Source organism: Kytococcus sedentarius DSM 20547, assembly GCF_000023925.1.
Classification (GTDB): domain Bacteria; phylum Actinomycetota; class Actinomycetes; order Actinomycetales; family Dermatophilaceae; genus Kytococcus; species Kytococcus sedentarius.
This window is the reverse complement of record NC_013169.1, coordinates 1090005-1105789: the sequence shown is the minus strand read 5'-3', so window position 1 is coordinate 1105789 and position 15785 is coordinate 1090005. Positions and strand designations below refer to the sequence as shown.

Annotated in this window: 14 protein-coding genes and 2 tRNA genes; 4 read left to right on the top strand and 12 right to left on the bottom strand. The window is 73.1% G+C overall.

Annotation, left to right across the window (positions count from 1 at the left end; genetic code table 11):
* Positions 1–5 precede the first annotated feature (5 nt).
* Entirely contained in the window at positions 6–1706 is a 1701-nt protein-coding gene (locus KSED_RS05275; protein WP_015779068.1) for a DAK2 domain-containing protein, read from the bottom strand.
* A gap of 231 nt (positions 1707–1937) precedes the next feature.
* Here KSED_RS05275 and rpmB point away from each other — a divergent pair, with 231 nt between their 5' ends.
* A complete protein-coding gene (gene rpmB, locus KSED_RS05270; protein ID WP_015779067.1) occupies positions 1938–2132 on the top strand; it encodes a 50S ribosomal protein L28 in 195 nt (64 codons plus the stop codon).
* A 92-nt stretch (positions 2133–2224) separates the two neighbouring features.
* On the opposite strand, the gene thiL is transcribed toward rpmB, so the two are convergent.
* Entirely contained in the window at positions 2225–3208 is a 984-nt protein-coding gene (gene thiL, locus KSED_RS05265) for a thiamine-phosphate kinase (protein ID WP_015779066.1), read from the bottom strand.
* A 22-nt stretch (positions 3209–3230) separates the two neighbouring features.
* On the opposite strand from thiL, the gene KSED_RS05260 reads away from it, so the two are divergent.
* Positions 3231–3731: a DUF3515 family protein gene (locus KSED_RS05260; RefSeq protein ID WP_015779065.1), complete on the top strand. Its 501-nt coding sequence runs from the start codon at positions 3231–3233 to the stop codon at positions 3729–3731.
* Here KSED_RS05260 and KSED_RS05255 read toward each other — a convergent pair whose 3' ends face one another.
* The 8 genes from KSED_RS05255 to clpS all read right to left on the bottom strand — a co-directional run bounded on the left by KSED_RS05255 (position 3732) and on the right by clpS (position 9651).
* Complete coding sequence (locus tag KSED_RS05255) at positions 3732–4862, bottom strand: D-alanine--D-alanine ligase family protein (protein WP_015779064.1); 1131 nt, start codon at positions 4860–4862, stop codon at positions 3732–3734.
* A gap of 33 nt (positions 4863–4895) precedes the next feature.
* The gene (locus KSED_RS05250; protein ID WP_015779063.1) at positions 4896–5897 is read right to left on the bottom strand and encodes an NAD(P)H-dependent glycerol-3-phosphate dehydrogenase; all 1002 of its coding nucleotides are present in this window, start codon (positions 5895–5897) and stop codon (positions 4896–4898) included.
* Between the two features lie 72 nt (positions 5898–5969).
* The gene (locus KSED_RS05245) at positions 5970–6290 is read right to left on the bottom strand and encodes an HU family DNA-binding protein (protein WP_015779062.1); all 321 of its coding nucleotides are present in this window, start codon (positions 6288–6290) and stop codon (positions 5970–5972) included.
* A 242-nt stretch (positions 6291–6532) separates the two neighbouring features.
* A tRNA-Glu gene (locus KSED_RS05240) sits at positions 6533–6605 on the bottom strand.
* Between the two features lie 92 nt (positions 6606–6697).
* Positions 6698–6772: transfer RNA gene (locus KSED_RS05235), tRNA-Gln, on the bottom strand.
* 154 nt (positions 6773–6926) lie between these two features.
* On the bottom strand, positions 6927–8516 hold the full coding sequence (gene gltX, locus KSED_RS05230) for a glutamate--tRNA ligase (protein WP_081439906.1): 1590 nt from the start codon (positions 8514–8516) through the stop codon (positions 6927–6929).
* Positions 8517–8578: 62 nt separating this feature from the next.
* Entirely contained in the window at positions 8579–9343 is a 765-nt protein-coding gene (locus KSED_RS05225; RefSeq protein ID WP_015779060.1) for a DUF2017 family protein, read from the bottom strand.
* Positions 9343–9651, bottom strand: a complete 309-nt coding sequence (clpS, locus tag KSED_RS05220) for an ATP-dependent Clp protease adapter ClpS (RefSeq protein ID WP_041290869.1) — start codon at positions 9649–9651, stop codon at positions 9343–9345. Before clpS ends, KSED_RS05225 begins: the two co-directional genes overlap by 1 nt.
* A 66-nt stretch (positions 9652–9717) precedes the next feature.
* Here clpS and KSED_RS05215 point away from each other — a divergent pair, with 66 nt between their 5' ends.
* Together KSED_RS05215 and KSED_RS05210 are read left to right on the top strand one after the other, a co-directional pair.
* Positions 9718–11058, top strand: coding sequence for a nicotinate phosphoribosyltransferase (locus KSED_RS05215; RefSeq protein ID WP_015779058.1), 1341 nt, complete (start codon positions 9718–9720; stop codon positions 11056–11058).
* Complete coding sequence (locus KSED_RS05210) at positions 11055–11690, top strand: isochorismatase family protein (RefSeq protein ID WP_015779057.1); 636 nt, start codon at positions 11055–11057, stop codon at positions 11688–11690. Before KSED_RS05215 ends, KSED_RS05210 begins: the two co-directional genes overlap by 4 nt.
* Here KSED_RS05210 and KSED_RS05205 read toward each other — a convergent pair.
* Both KSED_RS05205 and KSED_RS13535 read right to left on the bottom strand, forming a co-directional pair.
* Positions 11669–13468: a choice-of-anchor I family protein gene (locus KSED_RS05205; protein ID WP_015779056.1), complete on the bottom strand. Its 1800-nt coding sequence runs from the start codon at positions 13466–13468 to the stop codon at positions 11669–11671. The two genes, KSED_RS05210 and KSED_RS05205, sit on opposite strands and share 22 nt — an antisense overlap.
* A gap of 108 nt (positions 13469–13576) precedes the next feature.
* Complete coding sequence (locus tag KSED_RS13535) at positions 13577–15709, bottom strand: acyltransferase family protein (protein ID WP_015779055.1); 2133 nt, start codon at positions 15707–15709, stop codon at positions 13577–13579.
* Positions 15710–15785: the final 76 nt, after the last annotated feature.

The window sequence follows — 15785 nt, the reverse complement described above, 5'->3', positions numbered from 1 at the left end:
TGCCCTCACTCGACACCCACCAGCACCGGGAAGGCCGCGGGACCGCCCTCGATCACCTGCACCTCCAACGAGCGGCGTCGCAGCCGCAGGCTGGACTCCACGACCTTGCCCAGCGAGGGGTCCTGCCCCTCCCCGAGGACCACCGTGGCCAGCTCCACCCCGCGGGTGGGCAGGGCGGCGATCACCTCCGCGAGCGCCCCGGGCACGTCCTCGGCGCGGCTCACCTCCCGCCCGCCGACCAGGCCCACCACGCGGCCACCCTCCAGGGCACGGACCGCACCGTCGGTGGTCGAGCTCGCCGCTGCGGCCACGGCGCGCACGGACTTCTCCACGTCCCCCGCCGGATCCCACACGGCGACGGCCGCTACGGCACCCTGCAGGGAGGGGCACTCCACCACCTGCAGCCAGACACCCCGCTGTGCCACCTGGCGGGCAGCCTCCTGGGCCGGGAGCACCAGATGGCTGTCGGCCGGGAGCAGGACCACCCGGGTGGCCCCGCAGGCCTCCGCGGCCTGGACGAGCTCCCCGATGCCGGCCCGCCGCCCCGGCGACGACTGCACGACCTGCGCGCCGGCCGCCCGCAGGACACCCACCAGGCCCTCCCCCGAGGCCGCCACCAGCAGCGCCACCTCGCGCCGGCGCTCGTGGGAGCCGTCCAGCCCCTCCACCCGCACGTCGGCGACGTCCCCCGCCCGGCGGCACAGCGCCGTCACCCTCGATGCGGTGCGTGCGTCGGCCACGTGCACGTGCACCCGCCAGTGTCGGCCCGCCCCGGCCACGACCACGGAGTCGCCGAGGTCGGTCAGGCGCCGTCGCAACCGCTTGACCAACCGGTCGGCGCGGCGGGCGGAGGCCTCGCTGAGGGTCAGGCCCAGGACCACCTCGAGGGTGGAGTCGGAGGCTGGGGCGGAGTCGGTGTCACCGGCGCCCTCCGGGTGACCCTCCCCGTCCTCGGCCGTGGCGTCGTCCGCCGGGGCCGGGAGCTCGGCCCCGGCGTGGCCCGGGAGCGGACCGCCGTGACCGTCCGTGCCGAGCCACTGCAGACCGGGAGCCTCGGGAGCCTCCAGCCCGCAGGTGAGGACGAGGTGCCGGAGCGCGACCACGTACCCCGCCGCCCCCGCATCGACGACGTGGGCAGCTGCCAGGGCGGGCAGTTCGTCGGGCGTGCGTGCCAGCGCGGCCGTGGCCCCGTCGAGCGCGGCGCGGGCGACCTGGCCCACCGTCCTGCCCGCGTCGGCGGCCTCCCGCGCGGCGTCGGCAGCGGCGCGCGACACGCTGAGGATCGTGCCCTGCTCCGGGGTGGCCACGGCTTGCCAGGCCGAGGCGTCGGCACGGGCGAGGGCTCGCGCGAGCCCCGCCCCGTCGAGTCCCCCGTCCTGATCCCCCGCGGCACCCCGGATGAGCTCCTGCGCGGCCCCGGCGACCAGCTGCGCGAGGATCACGCCGCTGTTGCCCCGCGCGGACCACAGGATGGAGCGGGCCAGCCCGTCGATGCTGGCGTGCACGTCCGTGGAGTCCCAGGCCGGGGCGGTGCGCAGCCCCGCGTCCAGGGTGAGGAACATGTTCGTGCCGGTGTCCCCGTCGGCCACCGGGAAGACGTTCACCGCGTCGAGCGCGGGCGCCGCACGGCGCAGACCGCTGCGCACGTTGAGCAACCACCGGCGGGCACCGAGTGCACTCAGCCGCGAGTGCTGCGGGTCGGTCATGCGCGCCTGCCTCCGGGACCTCGGACGTACGGGACGCTCCAAAGCGTCCCCGGGTGGACGCGGCCATGGTCGCACCCACCGGTGACATCCTCACCGATTGGCCCCGGCGCGTCAGGTCGGCTATGCTTCTCCGGTTGCCCGTGACCCCCGTGTGCAGGAACTCCCCCGAGTCCCCCGCCGCGGAACTCCCGGTCGGGGCCCATTCGACCAACGATCACTCAGGAGAGAACCGTGGCTGCCACCTGCGACGTCTGCGGCAAGGGACCGAGCTTCGGTCACAACATCTCGCACTCCAACCGCCGCACCAAGCGCCGTTGGAACCCGAACATCCAGCGCGTGCGTGCCCGCGTCGGCGACAAGCTCGCCACCGTGAAGCGCATCAACGCCTGCACCTCGTGCCTCAAGGCCGGCAAGGTCGTGCGCTGACCCCACGGTGACCGGCCGTCCGGCCGACGCACCGGGCTCGCGAGAGCCGTGACAGGGCGCCCCCTCGGGGCGCCCTTCGGCATGCCCGGGGGTCACCCGCGGCGGAAGTGGTCCCACCCGCCGTCCACCGCTCGGCCGTCGAGGCTGACCGGCGCACCTGCGTCCGTTGCCCGGACGCAGATGCCGATGGCGCGCCATCCCCGGGGCAGGCGTGCCGATGCGGGGAAGCTCGCCAGCAGGCAGTGCTCCTCGCCTCCCGTGAGCACGGCCTCCCAGGCCGCGCCGTCGGCCTGCGGGCCCAAGGCCTCCCAGGCCCGGCGCACGTCCCCGCCCAGGGCCTCCCGGTCCAGGAGCAGGGCCACCCCGCTGGCGGTCGCCAGGCGGGCGCCGTCCCGGCCCAGCCCGTCACTCACGTCGAGCATCGCCGTCGCACCCGCCGCCGCGGCCAGCTGACCGGCTCCAGGGTCCACCCGGGGGGCGCGGTGGTGCTCGAGGCACTCCGCGGCGGCCGTCCCGGGCTCGGCCTGCGTGCGCCCGGCCTGCAGCAGCGCCAGCCCTGCCGCCGAGCGGCCCAGCGGCCCCGAGACCGCCAGCTGGTCGCCCGCCCGCGCTCCCGAGCGCAGCACCGGCGGCCCGTCGAGGGACCCCAGGGCGGTGATGCTCACCATGCGGGTGCCTGCCGGCGCCGAGGAGAGATCGCCCCCCGTGACCGCGACCCCTGCCTCCCGGGCCCGCTCCCCCACCCCGACCGCGAGCTCCTCCACCCAGGCAACGGGCGTGTGGGCATCGGCTACGAGGGTGAGGACCATGGAGGTGCACCGTCCCCCCATCGCCGTCACGTCCGCGAGGTTCTGGGCGACGGCCTTGGCCCCCACCTCCCACCCGGTGGACCACTCGTCGAGCCAGTCCGCCCCGCGGACCATGGTGTCGGTGGTGACGACCACCGCACCCGGGGAGTCCACCACCGCGGCGTCGTCGCCGGGCCCCACCAGCACGTCCGGGCCACGGGTGGGCAGGTGCTCCCACAGCCGCGGGAGCAGGTCGTTCTCGGAGAGGTCAGCCAAGGTCAGAGCCACCCCGCGACGCTACCCTGTGCCGATGCCCTCCAGCCGCCCGGTCGCACCCCTGCAGACCCCCTCCACCCGTCGCCCACTCGTGCGCTGCGGGGCGGCGGCACTCGCGCTGACCGCCGTGCTGGCCGGTTGCTCGCGGGGGGAGGTCGCCATCTCCCCGGCCCCGTTGGCCGGCGAGCCGGTGTGCCAGGAGGTCGCGGAGGCCTTCCCCGAGACCGTCGCGGACCGGGTGGCCCAGCCAGTGCCCGAGGAGGCCGCCGGGAGCGCTGCCGCCTGGGGAAATCCCCCGATCGTGGCGCGCTGCGGTGTCGTGCCCCCCGGCCCCACCACCGACCCCTGCCTCACCGTCAACAAGGTGGACTGGGTGGTGCAGGAGCTCGACGACGGCATCGCGCTGGTCACCTACGGGCGCACCCCGGCACTGGAGATCCTGGTGCCCGCCAGCTACCCGCAGTCCGCGGACCTGGTGGCGGGCTTCGCCGAGGCGGCCGGCACGCTGCCGAGCACCGGCCGGGCCTGCACCTGATCAGCGCAGGCCGAGGGGGCGCTCCAGCGCCAGCGTGAGCAGCTCGTCGATCAGTTCCGGGTAAGAAATGCCTGAGGCCGCCCACAGGGCGGGGTACATCGAGTACGGGGTGAAGCCCGGCATCGTGTTGATCTCGTTGATGAGGATGCGCTCGTCGGGGGTGACGAAGAAGTCGACCCGCGCCAGCCCCTCGCAGTCCGCCGCGTCGAAGGCGTGCACGGCCAGGCGACGGATCTCCTCGATGACCTGCTCCGGCGCCTCCGCGGGGGCCGAGAGCGTGGTGGAGGACTCGTCGAGGTACTTGGCCTCGAAGTCGTAGAAGCCGTGCCCGCCGGAGACGACGATCTCGCCGACCGTGCTGGCCCGCGGCGGCTCGGCCCCGTGTCCGTCCAGCACGGCGCACTCGAGCTCGCGCCCGTCGATGCCCTGCTCGACCACCACCTTGAGGTCGTGCTCGCGGGCGGCCTCGACCGCCTGCTCCAGGTCCGCGAGGTCGTCCACGCGGGTGATCCCCATCGAGGACCCGGCCCGCGCGGGCTTGACGAACACCGGCAGCTCGAGCCCCTCGACGGAGGCCAGGGCCTGCTGGCGGTCGGCACGCCACATGCGGTCGGTGATCACCCGGTAGGGCCCCACCTCGAGGCCAGCGGCCTCGAAGATGACCTTCATGTGGTGCTTGTCCATCATCATCGCCGAGGAGGCCACACCACACCCCACATAGCGCAGGTCGGCCATCTCCAGCAGGCCCTGCAGGGTGCCGTCCTCCCCGAACGGGCCGTGCAGCAGCGGGAAGACGACGTCCACCTCACCGAGGAGCTCGGGCGGGAGGCCCTGGCGCACGACCTGCAGGTCGGTCTGGGCCGAGCCCAGCGGGACGATGACGTGCTCGTCGCCCCCCGCGACCTCGGGGATGTGGCCCGCACTGATGGCCAGCTCCTCGGGCGTCGCGGTGGAGACCACCCACTGCCCCTCCCGGGTGATGCCGATGGGGACGACCTCCCACTTCGTGGAGTCGATGGCCGCCATGACGCTGGCAGCGGTCGCGCAGGACACGGGGTGCTCGCTGGAGCGGCCGCCGAAGACGACGGCGACACGGGGGCGCGAGGACGGGGTCTGGTTCGAGGCACTCATGGTCGCAGGATCGTACTCGCAGCCCGCGGGGCGTCAGTAGTGCTCGGCCTTGCGGACGCGCGACATGAGGCGCCGGGCGGTCTCCTCCACCGAGACCCCCTCGTGCACCACGCCGACGACGGCCGAGGCGATCGGCATCGGGATGTCGTGCTGCTGGGCGACGTGGAGGATCGAACGGCAGGACTTCACGCCCTCGGCCACCTGGTTCTGCGAGTCCAGGATCTGCTGGAGCTCCTCCCCCTGGCCCAGGCGCATACCTACCTGGTGGTTCCGGGAGAGCTCGCTGGAGCAGGTGGCCACGAGGTCACCGGCGCCGGCCAGCCCGAGGAAGGTGGTGGGATCGGCGCCCAGCGCGCTCCCGAGTCGGGTGATCTCGGCCAGGCCCCGGGTGATGAGCATGGCCGAGGTGTTGTCGCCGAAGCCCATGCCTTGGGACATGCCGACGGCCAGCGCCACCACGTTCTTCACCGCACCACCGATCTCGGCGCCGATGACGTCCGAGGAGGTGTAGGGGCGGAAGTAGCGTGCGTCGCAGGCCTCGGCGACTGCGTCCGCCCGTTCGGTGTCGGCGCAGGCCACCACGGAGGCCGAGGGCTGACGCTCCACGATCTCCCGCGCGAGGTTCGGCCCGGAGACCACCGCCACGCGGGCGCTGTCGATGCCGGCCGCCTCGGCGATCACCTCGCTCATTCGCAGACCGGTCCCGAGCTCGATGCCCTTCATGAGCGACACCACCGTCGCGTCCGGGCCGATGACCGGCCCCCAGTCGCGGAGGTTCTCCCGCAGGGTCTGGGAGGGCACGGCCAGCACCACGATCTGCGCCCCGTCGCACGCCTCGGCCACGTCGGTGGTGGCCCGCAGCCCCTCGGGCAGCACGTGCCCGGGCAGGTAGTCACCGTTCTGGTGGTCGCGGTTGATGCCGTCCACCAACTCGGGCCGACGGCCCCACAGGGTCACCTGCGTGCCGGCGTCGGCGAGCACCTGGGCGAAGGCGGTGCCCCAACTGCCGGCTCCGAGCACGGCGGCGTGCGTCATGGTCGTCCTCTGCTGCGCATGGTCAGGTACGCGGACAGACTACGCCGCAGGGGCAGGGTCGTGGTGCAGGCCTCAGCCCCGGCTGCGACCGCCTGCGCAGCCGCTCTCGGGCAAAGTGGAGGGATCGGCCACGAAGCCCCGGAACATCGGGCTGGGACGGAACCGGGGGCCAGCGGTCCCCGGGATGCGGACCACCTCCCCGGTGCGGGGGTTCCGGCCGGTGCGCGGTGCGCGCTCCACCCGTTCGAAGGTGCCGAATCCGGTGAGGGTGACCGTGCCACCGGCGGCCACCTCCCGGATCATTGCGTCGACCAGGACGTCGACGCACTGGGACGCAACGCCCTGACCTCCCACGATCGGTTCCAGGATTCTTGCCAGGTCCGCCTTGTTCATGGGGCCACCTCTCGGTCGTGTGCCGGGCCAGGGAGGGGATGGGGGCTCCTCCGGTGGCGAGAGTAGGCAGAGGGGTGTAGACGAACCAAGGATCTGCGGGGATTGCAACCGGGCCGTGACCTTGGGCACACCCGTCAGCCCTTCTCCGGGCCCCCACACGCCTCTCGCGGGCACACCCACGGCCCTCCGAGGCCTGCGCACAACGAAGGACCCCGGTCGGATGACCGGGGTCCTTCGGCTTGTAGCCCCGACGGGATTTGAACCCGCGCTACCGCCTTGAGAGGGCGGCGTGCTAGGCCGCTACACAACGGGGCCGTATCGCTTTCGCGACTGGAGGACACTACCACAGGTGGTGCGCCTCCGCAGCGCTTCGGGCCGGGCTCGTGCTGAGCTCTCCACCACACTGCTGGCTGGGGTACCAGGACTCGAACCTAGACTAAGTGAACCAGAATCACTCGTGCTGCCAATTACACCATACCCCAAGGGTTTTCACCGGAACTGGGCCATTTCCGAAGGTCATGACCCGGGCCCGTGACCAGCCCGCCCCGTGGGGCGAACCGAGGCGACACCTTACACAGGATCGCCCCGGTTCGCCAATCCGCGCACGGGCCGCCCGTAGGAGGGCGCTCAGGGCGCTCAGGCGCTGAGCTGGTCACGCAGGGACTGCAGGCGGGCGAGCGTGGAGTGCTTGCCGAGGATCTCCATGGACTCGAACAGGGGCGGCGACACCCTCGCGCCGCTGACCGCGACCCGCAGCGGCGTGAAGGCCACCTTCGGCTTGAGGCCCATCCCGTCGAGCAGCGCCTCCCGCAGGGCGGACTCGATGTCCTGGGTGGCCCAGCGCCCGCCGCGCTCGGCCGACGGGTCGCCCAGCACCACGGGCGGGGTGTCCGGCAGGTCCGTCAGTGCCGTGATGGCCGCGTCGAGCACGCCGGGGGCGTCCTCCTTGAGGCCGGCCACGGCGTTCTCGTCGCGCTCCAGGGCGGCGTCCTCCACGAAGAAGGGGCGCACCAGGCCCACGGCCTCGCTCAGGACGGGCACGCGTGTCTGCACGAGCTCGGCGACGCTCTTGAGGCGCGCCATCTCCCCCATCGAGGGACGGTCCGGGAGCACCCCGGCGTCCTGCAGGTGCGGCAGGAGGCGGCCGGTGAACTCGCCCGCATCCAGCATCCGCAGGTGGTCACCGTTGATGGACTCAGCCTTCTTCTGGTCCCACCGCGCCGGGTTGGGGTTCACCGCGTGCACGTCGAAGGCCTCGACGAACTCCTGCGGGGTGAACACGTCCCGGTCCGCACCGATCGACCAGCCGAGCAGGGCCAGGTAGTTGATCATCCCCTCGCGCACGAAGCCGCGGTCGCGGTGCAGGAACAGGTCGGCCTCCGGGTCGCGCTTGGAGAGCTTCTTGGTGCCGTTGCCCAGTACCAGCGGCAGGTGGCCGAAGGTGGGCACCCGCTCGGCCTCCCCGATGGCGATGAGGGCGCGGTACAGCGCGATCTGGCGGGGGGTGGAGCTCAGCAGGTCCTCGCCGCGGATCACGTGGGTGATCCGCATGGCGGCGTCGTCGACCGGGTTCACCAGGGTGTACAGCGGCACACCGTTGCCGCGGACGATCACGAAGTCCGGGATCTGCCCGGCAGGGAAGGTCACCTCACCGCGCACCATGTCGGTGAAGGTGATGTCCTCGTCCGGCATGCGCAGGCGCAGCACCGGCTCGCGGCCCTCGGCGCGGAAGGCGTCCTTCTGCTCGTCGGTGAGCTCGCGGTCGTGGTTGTCGTAGCCCAGCTTCGGGTCCCGCCCGGCGGCCCGGTGGCGCTCCTCGACCTCCTCCGGCGTGGAGAAGGACTCGTAGGCGTACCCGGCCTCCACGAGCTTGCGCGCCACCTCCGCGTGGCGGTCGTGGCGCTCGCTCTGCCGGTAGGGGGCGTGGGGGCCACCCTCGTGCACCCCCTCATCGGGGGTCATGCCCAGCCACTCGAGCATGTCGTAGATGCCCTGTGCGGACTCCTCGGAGTCACGGCTGGCGTCGGTGTCCTCCAGCCGGAAGACGAAGGTCCCGCCGGTGTGACGTGCGTAGGCCCAGTTGAACAGGGCGGTGCGCGCCAGGCCCACGTGCGGGGTGCCCGTGGGGCTGGGACAGAAGCGGACGCGCACGTCCGAGCCGGTCACCTCCCCGTGTTCGGAGGCGTGGGCGGCGGGGGCGAGGGTCTGGTCAGCGGCTGCAGTCATGGTGTCCACAGCCTAGGACAGGGACACCCCCTGGCTGCCCGGACGGGCTGCGGGGCCGGAGGTCACCGGCGCATCAGCGCCTCGACGAGCGTCTCCTGCATCCAGCCCAGGAAGCCGTGGTGCAGGCCCAGCTGCAGGTCGCGCTCCTCCCCCTCGTCGAGGCGCTCGCCCCGCTCGGCCTGCCGGATCAACCACGCCGTGCGGGCATCGGCCTGCTCGGCGTCGCCGTCCTCCTCGATCCCGAGCCGGTCAGCCAGCACGATGCGGATGTCGGTCATCGCGGCCAGCACCTGCCGGGCAGCGTCCAGCTCCAGGGCCATGACGCCGGTCTCCCCCGCCTGATCGCACGCAGCGATGAGGGCGTTCAGGTTCGTCAACTTGGTGCGGCGGATGCCTGCGTGCGCCACGTCGGCGAACTCCAGCGCGATGTCCGCGTGCAGGGGGTGGGCCTCGGGGAACAGGCGGTGCAGCGCAGGGTCGGCCCCGGGCTGGTTGAGCAGGTCCAGCGGCGAGATCCGGCGGAGCCCGCCCGGGGCCGCCGGTTCTCCCGGATCGTCCTGCCCCGGCAACGAGGGGTGCAGACCCACCGTCAGTGCCTCGAAGCGGGCGTCGACCGACGCCTGGTCCTCCGCCTCCCCGGCAGGCGCCTCGTCCGAGCGGTCCCCTCCCCGGAGCCCCCCGGCCGCGGGGTCCACCCGCTCGTCCACGCCCGGGATGCCCCCGAGCAGCAGGACCACCGCGGTGGCGCTCTCACGCAGGACGCCCAGCTCCACGTCGTCGAGGTGGGCCACGGCGGCATCACCCTCCCAGCGGAACGCGCGCGCCATCAGGAGTCCTGCCCCAGCGTCGCCCACAGGCCGTACTCCTGCATGGCCTTGGTGTCGACCTCCATGGCCTCCCGGCTGCCGGTTGAGACCACGCACCGCCCCTTGGTGTGGATGTCCATCATCATCGCCTCCGCCGTGCGCTGCGGGTAGCCGAAGTGGTCCATGAGCACAAAGGTCACGTAGCTCATGAGGTTCACCGGGTCGTTCCACACCAGCGTGTACCAGGGCGCGTCGGTCGCCGCCCGGTCCGCCAGCGCCACCGCGCCCTCCGGGTCGGACAGCGGGATCGGGTCAAGAGGTTCAGCCACGCCCCCACTGTAGGGAAACGCACCGACAGCCGGCACGCCGAGCCCACAGGCGCCTAGGGTGGACGCGTGACCAGCACCGCCCTGATGACCGACCACTACGAGCTGACGATGGTGCAGGCTGCCCTGCGCGCCGGGACCGCCAGCCGCCGCAGCGTCTTCGAGCTGTTCGCCCGCAAGCTCCCCGAGGGTCGCCGGTACGGCGTGGTGGCCGGCACCGGCCGCTTCCTGGAGGCCCTGGCCGACTTCACCTTCGGCGAGCCGGAGCTCGAGCACCTGCGCCGCCACGAGGTGGTCGACGACCCGACTCTGGAGTGGCTCGCGGACTACCGGTTCTCCGGGGACATTCACGGGTACCCGGAGGGTGAGGTGTACTTCGGGCACTCGCCCCTGCTGGTGGTCGAGGCCAGCTTCGCCGAGGGGGTCGTGCTGGAGACGCTGGCCCTCTCCATGCTCAACCACGACTCCGCCGTCGCCTCCGCAGCCAGCCGGATGACCGCCGTTGCGGGCGACCGACCCTGCATCGAGATGGGCTCCCGCCGCACCTCGGAGGGGTCGGCCGTGGCGGCCGCCCGCGCGGCCCACATCGCGGGGTTCGCCTCCACCTCGAACCTCGAGGCCGGGCGCCGCTGGGGTGTGCCCACCGCGGGGACCGCCGCCCATTCCTTCACCCTCCTGCACGACGACGAGCGCACCGCCTTCGCCGCCCAGGTGGACTCCCTGGGGGTCGACACGACGCTGCTCGTGGACACCTACGACGTGACGCGCGGCGTCCAGACGGCCATCGAGGTGGCCGGCACCGGCCTGGGCGGGGTGCGCCTGGACTCCGGTGACCTGCTCGGCCAGGCCCACGCCGTGCGGCAGCAGCTCGACGAGCTGGGGGCCGGGGACACCCGCATCGTCGTGACCAGCGACCTGGACGAGTACGCCATCGCCTCGCTCGCCGCCGGCCCGGTGGACGCCTACGGCGTGGGCACCCGGCTGGTGACCGGCTCGGGGCACCCGACCGCGGGCATGGTCTACAAGCTCGTCTCCCGCGAGGACGACGGCGGCGTGATGGTGGACGTCGCCAAGGCCAGCGCCCGGAAGAAGTCCGTGGGCGGGCGCAAGCACGCGGTGCGCCGCATCGCCGACGGGGTGGCCACGGCCGAGCTCGTGGGGATCGGTGAGCAGCCGGCGGGCGACGACGACGACCGCGAGCTCCTGGTGCCCCTCGTCCTGGCCGGGGAGGTGGTGGTGCCCACCGGTGCGGCGGGGCTGGAGGCAGCCCGGGCGCGCCACGCGACCTCCCGCGCGGAGCTGCCCGCCGGCGCACTGCGCCTCTCGGCCGGTGAACCGGCGATCCCGACCCTGTTCATCGACGAGCTACCGGCGTCCGCACAGGCGCTGGGGAAGGAGCCGCAGGCATGACGCGCGAGACGGCACCGAACACGACCGCCCTGCTGGTGGTGGACGTGCAGAACGACTTCTGCCCCGGCGGCAGCCTGGCCACCACCGGAGGTGATGCGGTGGCCCACGCGGTCGCGCAGCACGTGCGCGACGCCGGCGACCGCTACGCCGCGGTGGTGGCCACCCAGGACTGGCACGAGGACCCGGGAGACCACTGGTCGGACAACCCGGACTTCGTGGACTCATGGCCGGTGCACTGCGAGGTGGGCACCGAGGGCGCCGCGTTCCACCCGGCGGTGGCCGAGGTCGCCGAGACCTTCGACGCCGTCTTCCGCAAGGGCCGCTTCGAGGCCGCCTACAGCGGCTTCGAGGGCCACCTGGCCAGCGACGGCGACACCAGCGAGGGCGACACCGACCCCACGATGCTGGCGACCTGGCTGCGTGACCGGGGCATCGACGCGGTGGAGGTGTGCGGGATCGCCACCGACCACTGCGTGCGCGCCACCGTGATCGACGCCCTCTCGGCCGGCTTCTCCGCCCACGTCCTGCTGGGCCTCACCAGCGGCGTCGACGAGGCGGCCTCCACCTCCGCCGTGCAGGAGATGGAGGCCGCCGGGGCCACGACCGAGGGTCAGCCCCGGCTGACCGCCTGACGGCGCGCGGCGCCCAGCGCCACCCCGCCGGCGGCGACGAGGCCCAGTCCGAGCGTCCCCACCAGCAGGCCGGCCCCCATCGAGCGGTCCGCGTCGCGCCCGGTGTCGATGATGGGCCCACCGGAGCCGGTGACGCTCCACACGGTGGTCGTGCCCGAGACCTCGTTGCCGACCACCAGCAGCGGCGCACCGGTGGGGCTCGCGTCGGCGGGCACGAACTCGAGGCCCTCGGGGCCCAGGTCGCCCTGGCCGGCGGCGGCCTCGCCGTCGTACTCGACCTCCCAGCCGCGGTTGTCGGCCCAGGTGACGAACTGTGGGTCCCGCGGGTCGGTGAGGTCGAAGACCATGATCCCGGAGATGCGCTCGAGGCCCAGGAACAGGTAGGGGGTGCCGTCGACCTCGCCCACGGTGGCCGCCTCCGGCTCGACGCCCTTGTCGTCGCTGCGCGAGTCGAGCGACGGGTTCTCGTCGTGGTTGGCGTTCCAGGCGTGCTCCGGCAGCGTGCCGTCGGCGATGAGGCCGGCCACGAGCTCCTCGAGCAGGCCCCCGGACTCGAACACCGTCCGACCCGAGGCGTCCACCACCGAGAACGAGCGGCCACCGAAGGAATGCAGCGCGCTGTGGGTCCCCGTCTCGGGGTCCTTCCCGTGCTCGGCACTGATCTTCAGGTCGCCGGCGACCTCCTCGGACTGGAACCACGCCGCATCCAGGTCGGGGAACGCCGAGAGCTCCACCTCGCCGATCGTCGTCTCCTCGGTGTAGTCACCCCACTCGCGGACGTCGCCCTCGTTGGCGGTCACGTAGAAGGTCTCTGACCCGCTGGTGAAGGGCTCGATGGCGTCGGGCTGCAGCATCGCCTCGATCGGCAGGCCACCGAAGGTGCGGGCCTGCTCGTCCTCCTTCGAGCTGTCCAGCGCGAACTGCTCCCAGTTCTTGGCGCTCATGGGGCGCACGTCTGTCACCCGTGCCGAGGCGATGTCGACCACGGCCAGCGCGTTCGCCTCCTGCAGGGTGACCAGGGCGGTCGTCCCCGTCGGGTCCACGGCCACGTACTCGGGCTCGAGGTTCCGCTCCACCCGGCTGGGCGCGCCCGAGGGAGCCGGCACGTCGGGCCCGAAGACCCGCACCGCGGGGTCGAGGGAGTCGGCGAAGGAGGCGAAGCCCACGGTGCGGACGTCCTCCTGCTCCACCCCCGCGGCACCGGCGGACAACCCGATGATGCTGACCGTGCCGGCGGGGTCCACGGAGAAGTCGTCGGCGGGCTCCCCCTCATCGGCCGTGAGGACGTGCGTCCCGGTCGGCGAGATCCGGACCATGTCGGGCTGGGAGCCCACGCGGACGGTGGACTCGGCAGCGAACCCGCCCGTGGTCAGGTGACCGAGCACCACCCACCCCGGCGAGACCTTGTCCGGTGCCTCCACGGCCAGGGCCACCAGCCCGTCGGAGGAGATGTCCACCGAGTTCACCTCGGCGCCCTCCCCGATCACCGAGCCGTCGGCTGCCTCGAGGCCGACGGGGCTGAAGGTGCCCGCGGGGGCCAGCTGGCCCGCGCCGTCCAGCGCCAGGACGTCCAGGGTGCCGGCCTCGGCGTTCACCACGGCCACCTGCTGGGTGGTGCGGTCGTGCGCGGTGATCTCCGCAGCGGCCTCGTCGAAGGCGCCGTGGGAGTGGCTGGAGAGGACCTCGAGCTCCACGGCCGCCCCGGCGTGGGCGGTCGGGGCGAGGCACAGCGCCCCCATCGAGAGGGTGAGGGCGAGGGCAGGACGGACGGCGCGCACGGGGACTCCTGGAGGGGACGCGGGATCGGGACCCGCGCACTCCACCAGCCCCGGGCGTCGACGGGGTGAACCCCCGGTGAACGCCGGACGCCCGGCGGGAGAACGGTGTCAGTCCTCCGTGACCGCCCGCTGGATCTCCTGGGCGTAGTGCATCTTGCCGGTGTAGTTCGGGTGGGTGCGGTCCGAGAGGAACCACCCGGACTGGTCGGCCGAGATGCCCTTCCAGTCGGCGATGCGGATCTTGTCGTCGAGCCCCTCGGACTCCAACTCGTCGAACATCTCCTGGTTGCCCTCGTCCCAGCTGCCGTGGGCGTGCGGACGCACCAGCACCACGCGGGTGACGGACTCCTTCTGGGCGAGGTCCGTGGCGACCTGCACGAGGTCGTCCTTGCGGATCAGGCCGTTGTTGCCGGTGTGGATCACCACCACCTCGGAGTCCACGTCGTCGGCGTCCAGCGCCTCCTGGGCGAAGCCGAGCACGTTCTTGGCCTGCAAGCCCACGTCGGCCCGCAGGTCCAGCGCACCGAAGGCCCGCGAGAGGACCGGCCCGGCGGACATGGGCACCGAGTCCCCGAAGACCGTCAGGTCCAGGCACTGGGTGGAGTCGTCCAGACGCAGCCCGTCCGCGGCCGGGGGGAGCGTGTCCACGGCCAGCTGGGACTCACCGAGCCACTTCTCCTCCGCGCCGTGCGAGACCTTGTCACCGGTGATCGTGGTGGGGTCGCAGGTGGCGCCGGGGCCGCCGGAGCCCGAGGGGTCCGATGAGGGGGCGTCGCCCGAGGACGACGGCTCGCCCGGGGCGGGCGGGGAGGTCGGTGCCGGCGACGCGTCGCCGCCCGGCGCCGGGGGAACCTCCGCGTTGGGGTCCTCCCCCGGGCCGGTGTCGGTCGCCCCGGCCGAGGGGTCACCGTCGACGCCGATCTCGGAGTCGCCCAGGACCTCCTCGACCTGCTGCTCCTGCAGCCGCTGCTGGTCGGTGGTCACGGCGACCGCGGTCATGCCGACGGCGAGCGCCGCCACACCGGTGACCAGGGCGCTGGCCGCGGTGACCGGCGCACGGCCGACGCGCCGCAGACGGTCCCAGGTGGCCCGGAAGCCCTGCTTGCGGACGGGGTTCTCCACCAGGCGGTAGCTGAGCTCGGCCGCGGCCAGGGTCAGGCCCCAGCGCACCACCATCACCACCGGCTCGGACCACTGGACGTCGATGCCGGGGCGCGTGAAGGCCGCGATCGGCCAGTGCCACAGGTACAGCGAGTAGCTGCGGGTGCCGAGGTAGCGCAGGGGCGCCAGGCTCAGGAGCGACTCCACCGGGCCGGGACGGGTGGCCGCGACCACGAGCACCGCCACCAGCAGGGCGAGGGCGGCGAAACCCCATCGGTACAGGCCCTCGGACGTCTCGTCCATGGCCACGAAGTACCAGCCCAGCCCGACCAGGCCCGCCAGCCCGACCACGGTCCACAGGAAACCCGCCGGCTTCAGGGCCGGCAGGCGGTCGCTGAACCCGCGCCCGTCGCGCAGGGCGGCCAGGGCCGCACCGGTGAGCAGGCCCATGGCGTGCGAGTCGGTACCGAAGTAGAACCGGCTGGTGTCGCCGGCGGCCGGCAGGTCGGCAGCAGCCGTGCCCAGCCCCATCCACAGCGAGGAGGCCACGGCGCCCACCACCGACAGCACCAGCAGCGCCCAGCGGCGGGCACCGGGACGCACGAAGGCGAAGGTCAGCCCGGCCACCACCAGCGGCCAGACGACGTAGAACTGCTCCTCCACGGCGAGCGACCACAGGTGCTGCAGCACCGGCGGCCGGCCCGCGGCCTCGAAGTAGCTCCGCTCGTTGAACACGTACCACCAGTTGGAGGTGTACGTGCCGGCTGCCAGCACGTCGCCCAGGTAGGAGCGCACACCCCCGCGGTCGAGCACCAGCATCACCACCGAGACCACGAGCAGAAGCAGGGCCACAGCCGGGAACAGGCGGCGGATGCGGGCGGTCCAGAAGTGCTTGAGGTCCACCTGGCCGTCCCGCCAGCGCGTCAGGAGCTGGCTGGTGATGAGGTACCCGGAGAGGACGAAGAAGACATCCACCCCGAGGAAGCCGCCGTCCAGGCCGGTGTCGAAGTGGAAGAGCATCACCGAGACCACGGCGATGGCCCGCAGGCCGTCCAGACCGGTCAGGTAGCGACGCTTCGTCCCCTCACCCGGGACGCGCTGCCGAGCCCCCCTGGCCGGCCCCGACCACCCCGTCGCCACCGGGCGCCTCGAGGCCACGCTCCTGCGCTGACCGCTCTCCCCCACGTTGCTCCTTCCCACCGGTACTCCACGAATC

Coding starts and splice junctions, on each gene's coding strand:
- KSED_RS05255 (WP_015779064.1), bottom strand. CDS start 4,862: ATGAGTGCCTCGAACCAGACCCCGTCCTCGCGCCCCCGTGTCGCCGTC.
- KSED_RS05245 (WP_015779062.1), bottom strand. CDS start 6,290: ATGAACAAGGCGGACCTGGCAAGAATCCTGGAACCGATCGTGGGAGGT.
- gltX (WP_081439906.1), bottom strand. CDS start 8,516: ATGACTGCAGCCGCTGACCAGACCCTCGCCCCCGCCGCCCACGCCTCC.
- KSED_RS05260 (WP_015779065.1), top strand. CDS start 3,231: ATGCCCTCCAGCCGCCCGGTCGCACCCCTGCAGACCCCCTCCACCCGT.
- KSED_RS05250 (WP_015779063.1), bottom strand. CDS start 5,897: ATGACGCACGCCGCCGTGCTCGGAGCCGGCAGTTGGGGCACCGCCTTC.
- KSED_RS05275 (WP_015779068.1), bottom strand. CDS start 1,706: ATGACCGACCCGCAGCACTCGCGGCTGAGTGCACTCGGTGCCCGCCGG.
- KSED_RS05225 (WP_015779060.1), bottom strand. CDS start 9,343: ATGGCGCGCGCGTTCCGCTGGGAGGGTGATGCCGCCGTGGCCCACCTC.
- KSED_RS05210 (WP_015779057.1), top strand. CDS start 11,055: ATGACGCGCGAGACGGCACCGAACACGACCGCCCTGCTGGTGGTGGAC.